We start from the raw sequence: 17,432 nt of genomic DNA, 5'->3' as shown, positions 1-17,432 counted from the left end.
TCTAAAAAATTAAAGACTTACACAAGGTTTTTGTTTTTTATTAAGGATTGAGAAAAGAATGAATGCAGATAAAAGAGTAGCTTTTTATACTTTAGGTTGTAAATTAAATTTTTCGGAAACTTCTACTATTGCTAGAAACTTTGTTAATGAAGGTTTTGATCGTGTTGAATTTGAAGAAAAAGCAGATGTATATGTAATTAACACATGTTCGGTTACCGATAATGCCGATAAACGTTTTAAAAGCATTGTAAAATCTGCTTTAAAGAAAAATGAGGAAGCTTTTGTTATTGGAGTTGGGTGTTATGCACAGTTAAAACCTGAAGAATTAGCTGCTGTTGATGGAGTTGACTTAGTTTTAGGTGCTACCGAAAAATTTAACGTTACTAGTTATATAAACGACTTAACTAAAAATGACATTGGTGAAGTACATTCTTGTGAAATTGAAGAAGCTGATTCTTATGTAGGCGCATACTCAATTGGAGATCGTACCCGTGCTTTTTTAAAAGTACAAGATGGTTGCGACTATAAATGTACCTATTGCACTATTCCTTTAGCTCGTGGTATTTCTCGTTCAGATACTGTAGAAAATGTTTTAAAAAATGCCAAAGAAATTTCAGAAAGAGGAATTAAAGAAATTGTTTTAACTGGAGTAAATATTGGTGATTATGGTAAAGGTGAATTTGGTAATAAAAAACATGAACACACCTTTTTAGAATTAGTTAAAGAATTAGATAACGTTGAAGGTATTCATCGTTTACGAATCTCTTCTATTGAGCCTAACTTATTAAAAGATGAAACCATAGACTTTGTTTCAAAATCTGATACGTTTGTTCCGCATTTTCATATTCCATTACAATCTGGTAGCGATTATTTATTAAAAAGAATGAAGCGTCGTTACTTAACAAAAACGTATACTAATAGAGTTTCTAAAATAAAAGAAGTAATGCCAAACGCTTGTATTGGTGTTGACGTAATTGTTGGTTTTCCAGGTGAAACTGATGAATTATTCTTAGAAACATACAATTATCTAAGCGAAATGAATATTTCATATTTACATGTTTTTACCTATTCTGAAAGACCAAATACAGAGGCTGTAAATATGGATGGTGTTGTACCTAAAAAAGTACGTGCTAAGCGAAGTAAAATGTTACGTGGTTTATCTGTAAAAAAACGTAGAGCTTTTTATGAAACTCAACTAGGAAATACCTTAACTGTATTATTTGAAAGTGAAAACAAAGAAGGTTATATCCATGGATTTACAGAAAATTATGTAAAAGTAAAAAGTCCTTGGAATCCTGAACTAATAAACACCTTACATACAGTTACTTTATCTAAAATTGATGAAGATGGTATAGTACGTTTTGACTTTGTAAATAAAGAAGTAATTGCTTAAATTGTGATTTATTATTAAAATCTTCAAATAAATTGAATTATGAAATATTTACTGTTATTATTCCTTGTTTTTACAATAGCTTGTAGTACACCTAAAAAGGACACAAAAAATAACGAAGTAAAGGATGAAGAAAAAGAAATCGTTATTAAAGAAGAAGTCAAAGTACCTGAAGTTATTGAAAACGAATTAATCCTTGTATTAAAAAATCCTAAAAATATTGACGATGTCAAAGCACTTGTTACTAACAGTGGGCTTTCTTGGAATAAAATAGTTTTTGATAAAAAAGATTTTAAAATTGCTTTAATTACTGTTCCTAAAGATAAAATTGATTTTTGGGCACAACGTTTAAAAGAATCTGGCTCTTTTGAAACTGTTGATAAAAATAAAGAACTTACCATAAATAATTTAAAAAAGGAATATGAAAATAGGTTACTATCTATTAGAAAAACTCCTTGTTTTGGTGATTGTCCTGTTTATGATCTGAATATTGATAAAGAAGGTAATGTAATTTATAACGGAATTCAATATGTTATTGAAGAAGGTAAACATGAGTTCAAACTTTCTGAAGAAGAATTAAAAAAACTAACAGAAATGCTTAATGCTGGTGATTTTGATAGTTTTAAAGATGAATACGACAATCCACGTATTACCGATTTAGCTAGTACATTTATAACTTATAACGGTAAGCAAATAAAGATTCGTTTATGGAATGATATTCCTGATGAATTAATTAATGTACATGAATATGTTGAAGGTATATTATTAGATAAGAAATTTTTTAACTAATGGCAAAAACTCATGTGTATTTTGTTCCTGGTTTAGCAGCCAATACAAAAATATTTGAGTACATTTCTTTACCCGATGAACATTTTGAGCTTCATTTTTTAAGTTGGTTACTACCTACTTCAATAAATGAAACTATTGAAGAATATGCACAACGGATGTGTGCCAATATTCAACATAAAAACCCTATATTAGTAGGAGTCTCTTTCGGAGGTGTTATGGTACAAGAAATGGGTAAGCTCATCGATTGTAAAAAAATTATTATTATATCTAGTATAAAATCTAATAAAGAATTCCCTAAACGTCTCAAAATAGCTCAAATAACAAGAGTTTATAAACTTTTCCCTTCAAAAATTATAGCAAATATTGAAAGCTATGAACATTACTTCTTTAATGATTATTTAAAGAAAAGAGCTGAATTATATAAAATATATTTATCAGTAAGAGATAAACAATATTTACAATGGGCTATTTATAACGTTTTGCATTGGCAACAAAATGAGCCTTTAAAAAATGTAATTCATATACATGGAAATAAAGATGAAGTATTTCCGACAAAACATATAGAAAATTATATTGAAGTTGATAACGGAACACACGTTATGATATTAAATAAAGCAAAAACTATCTCTAAAATTTTAGAAAAGGAATGCTTTTTGAGTACATAATACCAAAACAACTTCAACAAAAAAATAAAGAAAAATGAATAAATCTATACGATTCTTATCACTCACCACCGTAGTTTTTGTAGGTGTATTATTTACAAATACCATTAGTCAATCTAACGAACCAGAAATAAAAAATGTAGCGGAAACCTATGAAATTAGAGCTGTGAAAGTTCCTAGTCAGATGGAGTTGGCTGGTGAGCGCGTTCCCCTAGAAAGAGCAGACATTAAAGAACGTATGGATCGTGAATTGCTAGTAAACACCTATTGGCAATCAAACGGATTATTACTTATAAAACGAGCTAACAAGTTTTTTCCTATTATTGAACCTCTTTTAAAAGAATACGGATTACCTGATGATTTTAAATATTTGTGTGTAGCTGAAAGCGCTTTAATCAATATCCCTTCTTCTAAAGGAGCTGCAGGTTATTGGCATTTTATGCCTGCTACAGGTAGAGAATATGGCTTAGAAGTAAATAGAAATGTTGATGAGCGCTATAATTTAGAAAAATCGACAAGAGTTGCCGCTGAGTATTTAAAAAAGGCTAAGAGAAAATTAGGTTCTTGGACACTTGCAGCCGCGGCATATAATGCTGGAAATGGTAGAATTTCGCAACGGATGAAGCAACAACAAGTAAACGATTATTACGACTTACTTTTAAATACTGAAACTGGTAGGTATGTTTTTAGAATCTTAGCTTTAAAAGAAGTTATGTCTAATCCTAAGAAATATGGTTTCGTTTATGATCAGGATGATCTTTATACCTACCCTAATACCTATGAAGTTAAAGTAGATAGTGCCATAACAAATATTGCTAATTTTGCTAAAAACTGTGGAGTAACTTATAAAGATTTAAAGTTAGTAAACCCATGGTTGAGAGAAACAAAACTTAACAATAAAAGTCGAAAATCATACACACTTAAAATCCCTATTCACTAATGAAAAAAATATTACCTTTTTTATACATCGCTATTGGAATTTTTATTTTGGTAAATACATTCTCTCGATTTTTTCTAGATTTGGAGAGTTATAGAGTTATCCTAAATTTTAATACTGATAATAAATATCTATTTTTAATTATTCGATTATTATTCGCTAGCTGGTTTTTAATTGATGGTGTAAAAAAATTAAAAAAAAATAACGAAGAATAATTTTACTCTTAATTCTCAATTATATTCTTTACTCTTCCTACAATTCCTGATTCTAATTGGACTTTAATTCCGTGAGGGTGATTTGACGATTTCGTTAATATTCTTCCCACTACACCTAAAGTTAATTCTCCAGTTCTTTGATGGTTCTTTTGAACTACTTCTACCTCTATTCCAACTTTTATATCCTTTCTATTCTTTCCGTCTTTCACTTAATAATATTTTAAAATTTAAAAATAAGAAAGCCTATCAATTTTGATAGGCTTTTCTCATTAAAAAGTTTACTCTGGTAATAAATATATATTATAATACTCTTACGTTAACAGCGTTTAATCCTTTTCTTCCATCTTGTAATTCGAATTCAACTTCGTCGTTTTCACGAATCTCGTCGATTAATCCTGAAACATGTACAAAATGTTCTTTGTTTGATCCTTCTTCTGTGATAAATCCAAATCCTTTTGATTCGTTGAAGAATTTTACGGTACCTTTACTCATTATAAAAAATTATGTGTTGCTTGCTTAAGTGCTAACAACGTTTATTGTAATGCAAAGGTAATGCCAAATTTTTAATTTTAATGTAAAATATTGATTTTATTATAATTAATTTTTAATTTTCTTCTTTCCCCCTTTATTTTAAACTTAAAATACTGTTTATAATAGTAAGTTTTTCACTTTCTATTCTTATATAAAATAAAAAAGCCTATCAAAATTGATAGGCTTTCTCATTAAAAAGTTTACTCTGGTAATATATATATTATAATACTCTTACGTTAACAGCGTTTAATCCTTTTCTTCCATCTTGTAATTCGAATTCAACTTCGTCGTTTTCACGAACCTCGTCGATTAATCCTGAAACATGTACAAAATGTTCTTTGTTTGATCCTTCTTCTGTGATAAATCCAAATCCTTTTGATTCGTTGAAGAATTTTACAGTACCTTTATTCATTATAAAAAATTATGTGTTATTAGCTTAAGTGCTAACAACGTTTATTGTACTGCAAAGATAATACCAAAATTTTGAATTCTAAAAAAATAATTCTTTTTCATATCGTTATTTTATTTTCTGCAAACTTTTACAGGATTTAATACGAATATGCTTAAAATGTTCTTAGTTTACTATTGAATCCACTAGATAAATTGAATAATTTTATTACACTTTTCTTAACTTTAAAGAATTATACACCTATAAATCTTCTTAAGAAAGAAAAACTCTCAACTAAAAGGTGAGAGTTTTCAAAAATATGTATCAACTTATTTCTTAATGAAAATCAGTATTCAATTTTATATAATCTAAAAATTCACGTTTAGTTTCTTTGTTTTTAAACGCTCCTCCAAACTCAGCAGTTACTGTACTACTTTCAATATCTTTAATTCCTCTTGAGTTTACACATAAGTGTTTTGCATCAATAACACAAGCAACATCATCTGTTCCTAATGCTTCTTGCATAGCTTGTACAACTTGCATTGTTAAACGCTCTTGTACTTGCGGACGTTTTGCATAATACTCTACAATACGATTCATTTTAGATAAACCAATTACTTTTCCTTTTGAAATATAAGCCACGTGTGCTCTACCTATAATTGGTAATAAATGATGTTCGCAAGTAGAATACACAATTATATTCTTTTCCACTAACATTTCTCCATACTTATACGTATTATCAAAAGTAGAAGCAGCAGGTTTATTCTTTGGATTTAACCCCATGAACAATTCATTTACAAAAGCTTTAGCAACTCTTTTAGGAGTTCCTTGCATACTGTCATCAGTTAAATCCATTCCTAAAGTTTCTAGAATTTCTTTAACACTTTCCTGTATTTTTTCGATTTTTTCTGTATCCGAAATATCAAAAGCATCTGCTCTTAATGGGGTTTTTGCTGATGTACCCACATGATTCTCTCCTATCTCGTCTATTCTATCGTCATTCATTTTGTTGTTATTCACTTCAAACATTTCTTTCTATTATTATGGCGTAAATTTACAATATATGTAGTTAATTTACTGTAGTTTGTTAATCAATTCGTTAACAGTAATTATTTCTTGCTCACCTGTCTTCATATTTTTAACAACAAGCGTACCATTTTCTACTGTTGTTACTACAATGTCAATTTCTCTATTAGTAACATATTTCCATTGTTTTTTTTGTTGCTTGTTACTTGTTGCAACATCTGGATATAATTCAGATTTTATATTATTATTCCTTAGCTCTTTAATTGCCTTTATCTTAGATAAAACCTGACTTTCATCAAAATTTATAAACAATACTTTTGGTTTTGGTAATTCTACAACTTCAAATAAACCTAGCTCTTCCATTACTAAATAAATGCGATCCAAGCCAAAAGAAATCCCTACTCCACTAACATCTTTTAGTCCAAAAATCCCTGTCAAATCGTCATAACGACCTCCTCCACCAATAGAGCCCATTTTTACACCTTCTGGTGCAGCTACTTCATAAATAGCTCCTGTGTAATAATTTAATCCACGTGCTAAAGTTACATCCAACTCTAAGAATGCTGACGTTAAGCCTAATTCTTCAATCATGTTTACAACAGTACGTAAATCATTTACTCCTGCTATTCCTTCTTCCGACTCTTTTAACATCGCTTCTAACGATGCTAATTTATCTTGATTAGATCCTGAAAAGTTAAATAGTGGATCTACTTTTTCTATGGCTTCTTCTGAAATTCCTTTTTCAAGCATTTCTTTTACCACGCCTTCTTTCCCTATTTTATCTAACTTATCTAAAGCTACCGTAAAATCAATTAATTTATCTGATGCTCCTATTACTTCTGCAATACCAGACAATACTTTTCTGTTATTGATTTTGATAGTCGTACCGTTTAATCCTAACTTACTAAAAACGGTATCATATAACTGCACAAACTCTACTTCTTGTACTAACGACTTACTTCCTACTACATCAGCATCACATTGATAAAATTCTCTAAAACGTCCTTTTTGTGGGCGATCTGCTCTCCAAACTGGTTGAATTTGATAACGTTTAAATGGAAAAGTTATATCATTTTGGTGCTGTACTACGTAACGTGCAAATGGCACTGTTAAGTCATAACGAAGCGCTTTTTCTGAGATTTTTGATATTATTTTTTGACTATTTTTTTCTGTCAATAAATTTTCATCTACTTTCTTTAAATAATCTCCTGAATTTAAAATCTTAAAAATTAAACGATCTCCTTCTTCACCATACTTTCCCATTAAAGTAGAAGAATTTTCAAAACTTGGTGTTTCTATTGGTTGAAATCCAAAGTTTTCAAACGAATGTCTTATTATATTAAAAATATAATTTCTTTTCGCTACTTCACTTGATGAAAAATCTCTTGTTCCTTTTGGTATGCTTGGTTTCATATTAATTATGAATTCTAAATTAGGTGTTACTTTTTAACAGATAAAAACTTCGTTTTTCTTCTGCAAGCGCAAATATCTGAATTTATAGGCGAATTATGAAGTTTTATTTCTTCGTTTTAATCGGTAAATAGAAGCATTTAATTCAAAACCTAAAAGGAGTATGATTGCATTTAACCATACAAATAACATTAAGACTAACAAAGTTCCTATTGATCCATATAACTTATTGTAGGTTGCGAACTTTACTACATATATTCCAAATAAGTAAAATGTAAATAATGATAATATAGTGGTTAAAATTGCTCCTGGTGAAAAGAACTTCACCTCTTTTCCTTGTTTTGTTCCAAATCGAAATAATAACGATACAATCGTAAAAATCATTAATAAGAATAACAATCCTCGTCCCCAATAAAACAAGTCTAAATCTGCTGTATCTAACCAACCTGCTTTATCTATTCTAGCTAATGCTAATTGATAAAAAATAATTAGTACTACGGTTACAATTAAGAAAAGTGACATTAACAACGATACTCCTAATGAGACAAAGTACGCTCTAAAAACACTTCTAAATTCCTTTACATGGTATGAATATTCAAATCCCCCAAAAATAGCATTAACTCCATTTGTCATTAAAAAAATAGAAGCCAAAAAACCAAATGATAACAAACCGCTATATTGATTGTTAACAATATCTTTTAGTACTACGTCTACTGCATCGAATGTTTTGGGTGGTAACATTTCTTGAATTAATCCGAAAAGATTGTCTTGAAATCCTTCTATAGGGATGTAAGGTATTAATGATAATATAAATAACATAAACGGAAATATTGCCATAAAAAAACTAAACGCAATTCCTCCTGCTCTTGTTGTTAAAGCTCCTTTTACAATACCAATTACGTACATCTCTAATACATCGTATAGAGACATTCCTTCTAATCCTGGGATTTTAATTTTTTTCCCAAAGGCTACCAATAAATTTATTACTGGTACTTTATTTAACTTATCTTCTATTGACCTAGTCATTCAATAACTATATTATACTTCTGTAATAAACCAACACTATTTTCTTTCGAGAACTTTGCTCCTTTTAACCGATTATTTTCTGGATCGATTGCAAAGTTTGTTGCTGATCTAAAATCTACTTTTTCTATAACTGTTTTTTCAAATATTGTTCCATTTAAATTGCAACTTTCAAAGGTTGATTGATTTATATTGGCTTCTGTAAAATCTACCTCTTGTAAATTACAATTTACAAATTTTGTTTTTGGAACTTTTAATTGATAAAATGATGAAAAATTTAATTGGCAATTTTTAAAACTAAATTCTAATAAAAACGGATCGCATTCATTAAACTTTATTCCTATCATTTTACAATTAACAAAAGACACTTCTTTAAAGGAAGTGTCTTTTATAATAGTATTACTAAAATTACATTCGATAAATTCACATTCTATAAACTGAATGTTAGACGCATGTATGGCTTCAAAGTTACAGTTTTCGAACGTACAATTGTCATATTCTCCTTTTTTGATTTTTATTGTACTGAAATCAATTTTAGAAAATGTTTCGCTATCGAAATAATTATTCATTTATTTTAATCCTCTTGCTTTTAACATTGGTGCTGCTTTAGGGTCTCTTCCTGCAAATGTATTATACATTTTTGCATAATCCATCGTATTCCCCTTCGATAAGATTTGCTCACGGAATTTTTGTCCATTCTCACGTGTTAATAACCCGTTATTTTTAAACCAATCGTATGCATCATGACTTAACATTTCTGTCCATAAGTATGAATAATATCCTGCTGCATATCCTCCACTAAAAATATGTGCAAAATATGTTGAACGGTATCTTGGTGGCACTTCAGACACCTTTAATTTCATTTTATTCAACGCTTCTTCTTCAAACTTTGCTACATCTTCTATTTTATCATCTGTAGATACTGTATGCCATTGCATATCTAAATTTGACGAACATAAGTTTTCTATCATTGAATACCCTTGGTTAAATGTTCCTGCATCTTTTATCTTCTTTAATAATGATGCTGGAATTACTTCTCCTGTCTTATAATGTATTGCATAATTGTTTAATACCTCTGGATGTGTTGCCCAATTTTCATTAAACTGTGATGGAAATTCTACAAAATCTCTTGATGTACTAGTTCCTGATATTGAAGCATATTTTTGGTTTCCGAACAGTCCATGTAAGGCATGACCAAATTCATGAAACATTGTTCCTACCCCATCAAAACTTATTAATGCTGGTTCTCCTTCTGCTGGTTTTGGTGAATTACAAACATTATATATTACTGGCTTTTGACCTCTTAATTTTGATTGTTTTACAAAAGCACTCATCCATGCTCCTCCTCTTTTACTGTCTCTTGCAAAGAAATCTCCATAATACAATCCTAGTGGACTTCCATCTTCTTCAAATATCTCATAAACCACTACATCTGGATGGTATGTTGGAATATCTGTACGTTTTTTAAAGGTAATTCCATATAGTTTTGTAGCTGCATAAAAAACTCCTTTTTCTAATACATTTGTTACTTCAAAATATGGTTTTACTTCTTCTTCATTTAAATTATACTTTGATTTACGAACCTTCTCTGCATAATGATTCCAATCGTATGGTGTTAATTTAAAATCTCCTCCTTCTTTATTTATTTCTGCTTGAATTTCTTTTGTTTCTGATGCTGCCTTTTCTAATGATCCTGGAATTAATCCATTAAACATTTCAAAAACTTTAGCTGGTCTACCTGCCATAGTTCCTTGTAAACTCCAACTTGCATAATTATCAAAACCTAAGATTTGTGCTTTTTTTGCTCTTAGAGCCACCATTTTCTTTACTAAATCACTAGTATTATATTCACCTGCATCTGTTCTATGAATTGATTTTTCAAACAACTCTTTACGAACCTCTCTATTTTCTAATGTTTGTAACGATGGTTGTTGTGTTGTATTTATTAACTGAATTTCATACTTACCATCTTTTTCTAATGATTTAATTTTTTCTTCTGAAAATCCTTTTAACTTTTCTTTATCTGTAACTACAACTCCTCCTTTTTTACTTGCATCTAATAACTTTTTACCAAAATCGTTTGATAAACTAGCTATTTCTGAATTGATTTCTTTTAATTTTTCCTTTTTCTCCTCAGGTAAATTTGCTCCTGCTTTTACAAAATTCTTATAGTATTCTTTTACTAAATGCTTAGATTCTTCATCTAATTCTAAAGTTTCTAATGAATTATAAACTGACTTTATTTTTGCAAATAATGCTGTGTTTAATAAAATATCATCATTATGTTTAGAAAACTTTGGAGCTAATTCCTTTTGATTTTCTTTTATAACATCATTTGTATTGGCTCCTGCTAATGCATAAAAAACTGCAGTTACATTATCTAATGTTTTACTACTTTCTTCTAATGCTAAAATGGTATTATTAAAAGTAGACGCTTCTTTGTTTTCTACTATTTCTGCTATTGCTTCATTTTGCACTTTCATTCCCTCTAAAATAGCTGGCATAAAATGCTCGTCTTTAATTTTAGTAAAATCTGGTGCGCCGTAATCTAATGTGCTCTTTACCAATAAAGGGTTTTCTTTTATGGTTACACTCATATCAGTATCTTCTTTAGTTTCCTTTTTTGCTTCCTTAGTATTACAACTTGCCATAAAAGCAAGTGTTGCAACAATAATTATATGTTTTTTCATTATACTTATTTTCAATTAAAATCGAATTATTTATTAACTTTTTGGAAAGATCTTTTGAATGTTAAGCAACCTTACATATTACAAAACAATTATGCTTTTTAAAAAATTATGGTTCAATTAAATACTTTACTGAATAATCCATGTATTTTTTTCTATTCCCCACCCATTTATCAATAATAATTCCTTCCTTATTAATTATAAAGAAAGTAGGATATTGTTTTATTTTGTAAATCTTTTTTATCTTCTCTTTATCTTCTACTTTCCATATAGTTGCACTTTTAAAATTCACTTTTAAACGTTTTGCAATTTTATACCAAAGATCTTTTGTTTCATCTCCATGTATAGAAATTACTTTTAAATCAGAAGGATATTTTTGCTGTAGTTTATCCATATGTGGATACGTTTTCCAACAAGGACTACAATAGGTTGCTGTAAAGTTTAACAGTACATTTTTTTTATTTTTATACTGAGACAGTTTAATGTACTTTTTTGATTTTACATCATATCCTTTAATATCAACTGCTGCAGAACCTATATCTATATTTTGGCTAACTAATTGAAGGCAGGAACCAAACATAAATAAACATTTTAATAATATTATTACTTTTTTCTTCATTGGGAATAAGGGGATTTTTATATTAATTTATATTTAGCAAACATATTAAAACTCAACCATAATAAATAATTACATATTATATTTGAGTTTTTAACTCTATTTTTCAAAAATACAAACCTTTCTTAATTTTATAATACAATTAACATTTGATTCATTAATCAACAGCTTTTAAACTTAGATCTAAATTGTATACTGAATGTGTTAAAGCTCCTGATGAAATAAAATCTACTCCACATTCTGCATACTCACGAATTGTTTTCTCATTAATTCCTCCTGAAGACTCTGTTAAACAAGTATCTCCTATTAAGGCTACTGCTTTACGTGTATCTTCATAGTTAAAATTATCAATTAAAATTCTATACACTCCTTCATTAGATAAAATTTCTTTAATTTCTTCTAAACTACGTGCTTCTACAATAATTTTAATATCTAAGTCTTTTTCCGCTAAATACTTTTTGGTTTTTGTAATGGCTTGAGTTATTCCTCCTGCAAAATCTATATGATTATCTTTAATCATCACCATATCATATAAAGCAAATCGATGATTTTCTCCTCCTCCAATTTTAACTGCCCATTTTTCTAATGCGCGAATACCTGGCGTTGTTTTACGGGTATCTAATACTTTTGTTTTTGTTCCTTCTAATAAATTTGCGAAAAACTTTGTTTTTGTTGCAATGGCACTCATACGCTGCATTGCATTTAACACTAAGCGTTCTGCCATTAAAATAGATTGTGATTTTCCTGAAACATAAAAAACAATGTCTCCATATGCTACTTCATCTCCATCATTAATTAAAGTTTCTACTTGTAAACTAGCATCTACATAATTAAAAACCATTTTTGCAAACTCTACTCCTGCAATAATACCTTTATCTTTTACTAATAATTTAGCCTTACCCGTAGCTTCTGAAGGTATACAAGATAACGAGGTATGATCTCCATCTCCTATATCTTCTCTAATTGCATTTGTTATAATTAAATCTAACTCTTTATTAAATTGTTCTTTTGAAATCATAGTACTATTATTCTTGACGTAAAAATAGTGTTTTCATCAAGAATTAAACAATACTATATAAAAAGTTCTGATAGTGAATTCTAATTATAAAAAATCATTACCAAAATAATGAATTGTTATACTTACCAATCTTTTGGCTTTTGCTATTCTATTATTCATAGCGTACCAATGAGCCACGTCCATTAAAAATTTCACGATGAAATTATTTGAGTGTTTTTTTCTTAATTTATAAATATAATATGGTATTCTTAAGTCTTCTTTTTCATAAGAGGTTTTAGTATATTCTTGTAACTCTTCTAAATGTAAAAATCTATGTTCTTTAGTTGGTTCAATCTGTGTTCCTTCTCCAAAATCATTCCATGTTGCTATTTGAATAAAATCTACAGAATGCCTCAATGATTCGTCAAATGATTCTTTAAATACATCAATTCCTCTCCCATCTAAACTCCAGTCTTCTTCCTCAGGTAATTTCCACCCTCCTTCTATATAAAAATCATCAAATCTGGGGTATGCTACACCACCTACAATATCTTTATTAAAATCTACATTATTTAAATAATAACCAGATAAAGTTGTTAAATGGTTTTTATCAATCCAAGCATATTCACCAGATGTATTAGTGCTTCCTAATAGGTTTGTTGCATTCCATAATGCCAATAAATTAACATTTGTGCTTATTGAATTTAATATAGTACTCCAATCCGTAGCATTATCTATATAACTAGGCCCAAAAATCATTAACAAAGGATTGCTCTCTATTTGAATATAGCAGTCTTTTGACAAATACTTTTGTTCAATATACTTTAAGTCTCCTATGGCTTGGTTAATTTGTAATTGAGTTAAACTTCTTGCTTGTTCTTTCACCACACGATCTTCATACATTACTGAAAATTCCAAGCTGGTTTTTTCTAATTCTGAAACAAAGCTTTCCATACCTTGTTTTATTTCTTCAAAATCTAAAATATCTCTTTTCCCATACCAATCAAAAATTACACCATCAACCCCAGATAATTTCATTAATAATAAATGGTATTGCTGTAAATATTTATCTTTTGTAGAATAAGGTCCTATTAATGGATAATAATGCGAAGCTATTTCTCTTTTTTCTTCTGAATTAATTACATCAGGATTTTTATTAGTCATTGTCCAATGTTGTCCCCAAGCTCCATCTATTTCTTTAGATCTAAACCATGGCATATAGTGTACAAAAATTGGTTTTTCTAATGTTCTTTTTTCTCTTTTTACTGCCTTAACACTACGATTTAGCATATTTTTCTCCTCTTCTTCTAGTATTTTATTTAGATCATAGCCTTCTAAATTTTTTATCCACTTTTTATAATAATCATTTTTTTTAGGAGGATCTTGTAAACTTTTATTTTCTTCAACTAGGTTTTCATTGCTACAAGCAGAGACGAATAAAATCGCCAAAGCAAGTAACGTTTTTTTTAATAAACGCTCTTTCATTTTTCTTTAACTTTTTAATTAACAAACAATTAGCTAACATAAATATAAATTAAAAAAGTTTTTAATTACTATAATAAATTGACTTTTTTTAATTTAATTTTGTCTTTCGAAATAGTTAAAATGAAAATAAAATTACTAGCAATTGGTAAAACTGATGATAAAAACCTAATTCAGTTAATTGATAATTATCAAAATAGGTTAAAGCACTATATTAAATTTGAATTGGAAATTATTCCTGATATTAAAAATGTAAAAAACCTTAGCGAAGCTCAACAAAAAGAGAAAGAAGGTACTTTAATTTTATCAAAGCTTCAAAATACAGATCAATTAATTCTATTAGACGACAAAGGAAAACATTTTAGTTCTATTGAGTTTTCTCAATATCTTCAAAAGAAAATGAACTCAGGCATCAAACAATTGGTTTTAGTAATTGGTGGACCTTATGGTTTTTCTGACGCCATTTATAAAAAATCACAAGGAAAAATATCATTATCTAAAATGACTTTTTCTCATCAAATGATTCGCTTATTTATAATTGAGCAAATTTATCGCGGATATACTATTTTACGAAATGAGCCATATCACCATGAATAATTTGTTTTCTCAAATAAATTCACTTATTTTATTGTATAGTAAAAAACCTTCTTTTTTTTAATCAAAATACATCATTAAAAAAAGATAATTTTCTTTATTAATAAACTGTTTTATATCATAAAAAGGTATATTTTTGTCGCCCCTTAAAAAACATCTAAAAATTACAATAAACAATTAAAAATGAAAAATTTAAAACTTTTAGTAACTTCTATTATTTTTATGAGTTTTATAAGTTTACAGCAAATAAATGCTCAAAACGATATTAAAAACTTAAAAACTGAAATTAAAAATAAGGAAAATCAAGTAAGTGCTAATGAAGAAATCTTAATTAGTGGTGTTAAAGCTTTAAAACGTGTAAAAGCAAACTTAGAGGACTTTAAGAAAAGTAAAAAAGCTACTAGGAAAGATGTTAATAGAAAAGAAAGAATTATTGCAAACATGCAAACTAGATTGAGTAAACTAAATGCTCAAATAGAAAACCAAAAGAAAGGTTTAGCTTCACTTAACAAGAAACTTGCTAGAAAAGTAAAGAAAAATTCTGCTAAGAAAAGCTCTAAAGATGAAGAAGTTGTTAGTTCTGAAAGTAAAACTAATGACAATCAAGATGGTTTAGCAGCACGTAAGCAAAAACTTGAAGCTGCTCGTAAAAAATTAGAAGAGAATCGTAAAGCTAAAGAGATTGCTTATTTAAAACAACAAGAAGAATTACGTTTAGAAGCTGAAAAATTAAAGCAATTAGATAATCAAATTAAAGCTGAAGAAAAATCTATTATTAAAGAAAAAAGTACTTTAATTAGTGACTTAGAAGATGACATTAGTATTAATGAAGAAATTCTAACTAGTGGTAAGGATGGATTAGCTAAAATGAAATTAAAATTAGAAGCTGCTAAAAAAGATTCAGCTACATCTAAAGAAAGCATTACTCGTAAAGAAGCTATTATTCTTAAAATCGAAAAGCGTTTGAATAAAATTCAAAACGAAATAGATGCTAAAAAATTAGAATTAAATAAATTAAAAGCTTAATAAAGTATTTAAATTTATTTTTTATAATAAACGAAGCTTAGATAACTCTAAGCTTCGTTTTTATTTTTCTCATATTTTAAAATACGTTTATTTTCTAGCTAACTTATATATTACTATAATCTCTACAATTACAGTAGGTATTAATATGAAAGCCCCTAACGTTGCCAAAATTACTGTAGCCAAACAAGCTCCTGTTGTAATTTCTAGAACTCCATTTACCTGAATTAATGTACCTAATTTATCCTTTAATTGTAGTAGACTTAATCCAAAAATTATTTGAATAGCTCCAAAAATAATTAACTGAGCTATTCCTGATATAATTATTATTTCATTCGATGAGTTTATCAAAAATATATCATATAATTCAACAATAACATAAGCACTCATAAAAACATAAACAACTATCTCTAATAGTTTATGCCCATATAGTTTTGCTATTTTTAAGAAACCTGTAAAAAATAACACAAATGCGACTGAAGAGATCACTTTAATCGTAGTGTAAATTATTTTATTAAAAATAGATACATCTTGAGTAAACTGATATACATCCGCTATGGTTTCTATAAAACCAATAACAAAATATATAATTCCAAAAATCCAAGCTAAATTTAACCCCTTTCTATCTTGATCTGTTATTTCTATTTCATTCGTAAAATTATTTACATCAATATCTGTATCTAAAGCTTTTAGTATTGTTTTAATTGTAAAGCTTCTTGGTGTTGTTTCCCCTGCTTCAATTCGTTGAATAGTTCTTACATTTATATTACACTTTTCAACTAACTCCTCTTGAGTTAACCCTTTTTGTTTCCTTAATTCTAAAATCTTTTTTCCTAATGCTGGCTGTTTCATGGTAAGTAAATTTTTATTTTTCATACAATGTTACTTTTGATTTTCTTTTTGATGAAACATTTCAGTTGATTTTAACCCGACATTCATACGGCTTTCCTTTATTCTCAATACTTCCAGAGTTTTTACTTTTTTTATAAAAACAATAAATATTAATTACAAAGATGATAAAAAATGATACATTTGTTAACACAAATTATGTATAAATGAAACTTGTTTTCGCTACTAACAATTTAAATAAGTTAGCTGAAGTACAAAAAATGCTTCCTAATTCTATCGAATTACTTTCTTTGAAAGATATCAGCTGTTTTGATGATATTGAAGAAACTGCAACTACTTTAGAAGGTAATGCTAAAATAAAAGCTAATTATATTACACAAAAGTATAAACTTAATTGTTTTGCTGATGATACAGGATTAGAAGTTAATAGTTTAAATGGAGCTCCAGGAGTATATTCTGCACGTTATTCTGGTGAACCTTCAAATGCAGAAAATAATATGCAAAAATTATTAACCGAATTGAAAAACAAAGATGATAGGTCTGCTCAGTTTAGAACGTCAATTTGTTTGAATTTAAATGGTGAACAATATTTATTTAATGGTATTTGTAAAGGCGAAATCTTAAAACACAAACAAGGCGAAAAAGGTTTTGGCTATGACCCTATTTTTCAACCAGATGATTTTGAAAAATCATTTGCTCAAATGACTTCAGAAGAAAAAAACAAGATTAGTCATCGTGGTTTAGCTATTCAAGACTTAGTTAATTTTTTAAAAGATAAGTCATAAAAATATATAAAGCTGTTGTTTTCAAAAA

At 28.3% G+C, this 17,432-nt stretch carries 20 protein-coding genes; 8 read left to right on the top strand and 12 right to left on the bottom strand.

What is annotated here, in order from left to right:
* Positions 1–58: 58 nt before the first annotated feature.
* The 5 genes from mtaB to Q0881_RS04280 are packed head-to-tail and all read left to right on the top strand — an operon-like array spanning position 59 to position 3,993.
* Positions 59–1,393 carry a tRNA (N(6)-L-threonylcarbamoyladenosine(37)-C(2))-methylthiotransferase MtaB gene (gene mtaB / locus Q0881_RS04300; protein ID WP_299157234.1) on the top strand — a complete coding sequence of 445 codons (1,335 nt, stop codon included), beginning with the start codon at positions 59–61 and terminating at the stop codon, positions 1,391–1,393.
* A 39-nt stretch (positions 1,394–1,432) separates the two neighbouring features.
* Positions 1,433–2,179: a DUF6438 domain-containing protein gene (locus Q0881_RS04295; protein WP_299157233.1), complete on the top strand. Its 747-nt coding sequence runs from the start codon at positions 1,433–1,435 to the stop codon at positions 2,177–2,179.
* Positions 2,179–2,844, top strand: a complete 666-nt coding sequence (locus tag Q0881_RS04290; RefSeq protein WP_299157232.1) for an alpha/beta hydrolase — start codon at positions 2,179–2,181, stop codon at positions 2,842–2,844. Before Q0881_RS04295 ends, Q0881_RS04290 begins: the two co-directional genes overlap by 1 nt.
* A 34-nt stretch (positions 2,845–2,878) precedes the next feature.
* Positions 2,879–3,781, top strand: a complete 903-nt coding sequence (locus tag Q0881_RS04285) for a lytic transglycosylase domain-containing protein (protein WP_299157231.1) — start codon at positions 2,879–2,881, stop codon at positions 3,779–3,781.
* Positions 3,781–3,993, top strand: a complete 213-nt coding sequence (locus Q0881_RS04280) for a hypothetical protein (RefSeq protein ID WP_299157230.1) — start codon at positions 3,781–3,783, stop codon at positions 3,991–3,993. Before Q0881_RS04285 ends, Q0881_RS04280 begins: the two co-directional genes overlap by 1 nt.
* Positions 3,994–4,001: 8 nt before the next feature.
* Here Q0881_RS04280 and Q0881_RS04275 read toward each other — a convergent pair whose 3' ends face one another.
* The 11 genes from Q0881_RS04275 to Q0881_RS04225 form a co-directional block, all read right to left on the bottom strand.
* Entirely contained in the window at positions 4,002–4,202 is a 201-nt protein-coding gene (locus tag Q0881_RS04275) for a YwbE family protein (protein ID WP_299157229.1), read from the bottom strand.
* Positions 4,203–4,293: 91 nt separating this feature from the next.
* Positions 4,294–4,485: a cold shock domain-containing protein gene (locus Q0881_RS04270; protein WP_299157228.1), complete on the bottom strand. Its 192-nt coding sequence runs from the start codon at positions 4,483–4,485 to the stop codon at positions 4,294–4,296.
* Between the two features lie 259 nt (positions 4,486–4,744).
* Positions 4,745–4,936: a cold shock domain-containing protein gene (locus Q0881_RS04265; protein ID WP_299157227.1), complete on the bottom strand. Its 192-nt coding sequence runs from the start codon at positions 4,934–4,936 to the stop codon at positions 4,745–4,747.
* Between the two features lie 312 nt (positions 4,937–5,248).
* The gene (folE, locus tag Q0881_RS04260; protein ID WP_299157226.1) at positions 5,249–5,941 is read right to left on the bottom strand and encodes a GTP cyclohydrolase I FolE; all 693 of its coding nucleotides are present in this window, start codon (positions 5,939–5,941) and stop codon (positions 5,249–5,251) included.
* Positions 5,942–5,986: 45 nt separating this feature from the next.
* Entirely contained in the window at positions 5,987–7,351 is a 1,365-nt protein-coding gene (gene hisS / locus Q0881_RS04255; protein ID WP_299157225.1) for a histidine--tRNA ligase, read from the bottom strand.
* 93 nt (positions 7,352–7,444) lie between these two features.
* On the bottom strand, positions 7,445–8,374 hold the full coding sequence (locus tag Q0881_RS04250) for a YihY/virulence factor BrkB family protein (protein WP_299157224.1): 930 nt from the start codon (positions 8,372–8,374) through the stop codon (positions 7,445–7,447).
* Positions 8,371–8,940 carry a pentapeptide repeat-containing protein gene (locus tag Q0881_RS04245; RefSeq protein ID WP_299157223.1) on the bottom strand — a complete coding sequence of 190 codons (570 nt, stop codon included), beginning with the start codon at positions 8,938–8,940 and terminating at the stop codon, positions 8,371–8,373. The genes Q0881_RS04250 and Q0881_RS04245 overlap by 4 nt, the downstream gene beginning before the upstream one ends.
* Entirely contained in the window at positions 8,941–10,968 is a 2,028-nt protein-coding gene (locus Q0881_RS04240) for a M3 family metallopeptidase (protein WP_299158122.1), read from the bottom strand. It abuts the gene before it with no gap.
* Positions 10,969–11,167: 199 nt separating this feature from the next.
* Positions 11,168–11,677 carry a TlpA disulfide reductase family protein gene (locus tag Q0881_RS04235; protein WP_299157222.1) on the bottom strand — a complete coding sequence of 170 codons (510 nt, stop codon included), beginning with the start codon at positions 11,675–11,677 and terminating at the stop codon, positions 11,168–11,170.
* Positions 11,678–11,831: 154 nt separating this feature from the next.
* Positions 11,832–12,692: a carboxylating nicotinate-nucleotide diphosphorylase gene (gene nadC / locus Q0881_RS04230; RefSeq protein ID WP_299157221.1), complete on the bottom strand. Its 861-nt coding sequence runs from the start codon at positions 12,690–12,692 to the stop codon at positions 11,832–11,834.
* Positions 12,693–12,776: 84 nt separating this feature from the next.
* Positions 12,777–14,156, bottom strand: a complete 1,380-nt coding sequence (locus tag Q0881_RS04225; RefSeq protein WP_299157220.1) for a glycoside hydrolase family 71/99-like protein — start codon at positions 14,154–14,156, stop codon at positions 12,777–12,779.
* A 120-nt stretch (positions 14,157–14,276) separates the two neighbouring features.
* Between Q0881_RS04225 and rlmH the strand changes: the two genes are divergently transcribed.
* Positions 14,277–14,750: a 23S rRNA (pseudouridine(1915)-N(3))-methyltransferase RlmH gene (rlmH, locus tag Q0881_RS04220; protein WP_299157219.1), complete on the top strand. Its 474-nt coding sequence runs from the start codon at positions 14,277–14,279 to the stop codon at positions 14,748–14,750.
* Positions 14,751–14,930: 180 nt separating this feature from the next.
* On the top strand, positions 14,931–15,773 hold the full coding sequence (locus tag Q0881_RS04215; protein WP_299157218.1) for a hypothetical protein: 843 nt from the start codon (positions 14,931–14,933) through the stop codon (positions 15,771–15,773).
* Between the two features lie 87 nt (positions 15,774–15,860).
* On the opposite strand, the gene Q0881_RS04210 is transcribed toward Q0881_RS04215, so the two are convergent.
* Positions 15,861–16,646 (bottom strand): helix-turn-helix transcriptional regulator, encoded by a 786-nt coding sequence (locus Q0881_RS04210; protein ID WP_299157217.1) that lies wholly within the window; start codon positions 16,644–16,646, stop codon positions 15,861–15,863.
* Between the two features lie 179 nt (positions 16,647–16,825).
* Here Q0881_RS04210 and Q0881_RS04205 point away from each other — a divergent pair, with 179 nt between their 5' ends.
* The gene (locus Q0881_RS04205; protein WP_299157216.1) at positions 16,826–17,404 is read left to right on the top strand and encodes a non-canonical purine NTP diphosphatase; all 579 of its coding nucleotides are present in this window, start codon (positions 16,826–16,828) and stop codon (positions 17,402–17,404) included.
* Positions 17,405–17,432 lie beyond the last annotated feature (28 nt).

Origin of the sequence: uncultured Tenacibaculum sp. (assembly GCF_947494125.1) — a bacterium.
GTDB lineage: Bacteria > Bacteroidota > Bacteroidia > Flavobacteriales > Flavobacteriaceae > Polaribacter.
The sequence above is the reverse complement of the archived record's forward strand: the minus strand, read 5'-3'. Positions and strand labels throughout refer to the sequence as shown.

Excerpts from the sequence above, each read along its gene's own strand:
- mtaB (WP_299157234.1), top strand. The coding sequence starts at position 59 with ATGAATGCAGATAAAAGAGTAGCTTTTTATACTTTAGGTTGTAAATTA.
- Q0881_RS04295 (WP_299157233.1), top strand. The coding sequence starts at position 1,433 with ATGAAATATTTACTGTTATTATTCCTTGTTTTTACAATAGCTTGTAGT.
- Q0881_RS04290 (WP_299157232.1), top strand. The coding sequence starts at position 2,179 with ATGGCAAAAACTCATGTGTATTTTGTTCCTGGTTTAGCAGCCAATACA.
- Q0881_RS04285 (WP_299157231.1), top strand. The coding sequence starts at position 2,879 with ATGAATAAATCTATACGATTCTTATCACTCACCACCGTAGTTTTTGTA.
- Q0881_RS04280 (WP_299157230.1), top strand. The coding sequence starts at position 3,781 with ATGAAAAAAATATTACCTTTTTTATACATCGCTATTGGAATTTTTATT.
- Q0881_RS04270 (WP_299157228.1), bottom strand. The coding sequence starts at position 4,485 with ATGAGTAAAGGTACCGTAAAATTCTTCAACGAATCAAAAGGATTTGGA.
- Q0881_RS04265 (WP_299157227.1), bottom strand. The coding sequence starts at position 4,936 with ATGAATAAAGGTACTGTAAAATTCTTCAACGAATCAAAAGGATTTGGA.
- folE (WP_299157226.1), bottom strand. The coding sequence starts at position 5,941 with ATGTTTGAAGTGAATAACAACAAAATGAATGACGATAGAATAGACGAG.
- hisS (WP_299157225.1), bottom strand. The coding sequence starts at position 7,351 with ATGAAACCAAGCATACCAAAAGGAACAAGAGATTTTTCATCAAGTGAA.
- Q0881_RS04250 (WP_299157224.1), bottom strand. The coding sequence starts at position 8,374 with ATGACTAGGTCAATAGAAGATAAGTTAAATAAAGTACCAGTAATAAAT.
- Q0881_RS04245 (WP_299157223.1), bottom strand. The coding sequence starts at position 8,940 with ATGAATAATTATTTCGATAGCGAAACATTTTCTAAAATTGATTTCAGT.
- Q0881_RS04240 (WP_299158122.1), bottom strand. The coding sequence starts at position 10,968 with ATGAGTGTAACCATAAAAGAAAACCCTTTATTGGTAAAGAGCACATTA.
- Q0881_RS04235 (WP_299157222.1), bottom strand. The coding sequence starts at position 11,677 with ATGAAGAAAAAAGTAATAATATTATTAAAATGTTTATTTATGTTTGGT.
- nadC (WP_299157221.1), bottom strand. The coding sequence starts at position 12,692 with ATGATTTCAAAAGAACAATTTAATAAAGAGTTAGATTTAATTATAACA.
- Q0881_RS04225 (WP_299157220.1), bottom strand. The coding sequence starts at position 14,156 with ATGAAAGAGCGTTTATTAAAAAAAACGTTACTTGCTTTGGCGATTTTA.
- rlmH (WP_299157219.1), top strand. The coding sequence starts at position 14,277 with ATGAAAATAAAATTACTAGCAATTGGTAAAACTGATGATAAAAACCTA.
- Q0881_RS04215 (WP_299157218.1), top strand. The coding sequence starts at position 14,931 with ATGAAAAATTTAAAACTTTTAGTAACTTCTATTATTTTTATGAGTTTT.
- Q0881_RS04210 (WP_299157217.1), bottom strand. The coding sequence starts at position 16,646 with ATGAAAAATAAAAATTTACTTACCATGAAACAGCCAGCATTAGGAAAA.
- Q0881_RS04205 (WP_299157216.1), top strand. The coding sequence starts at position 16,826 with ATGAAACTTGTTTTCGCTACTAACAATTTAAATAAGTTAGCTGAAGTA.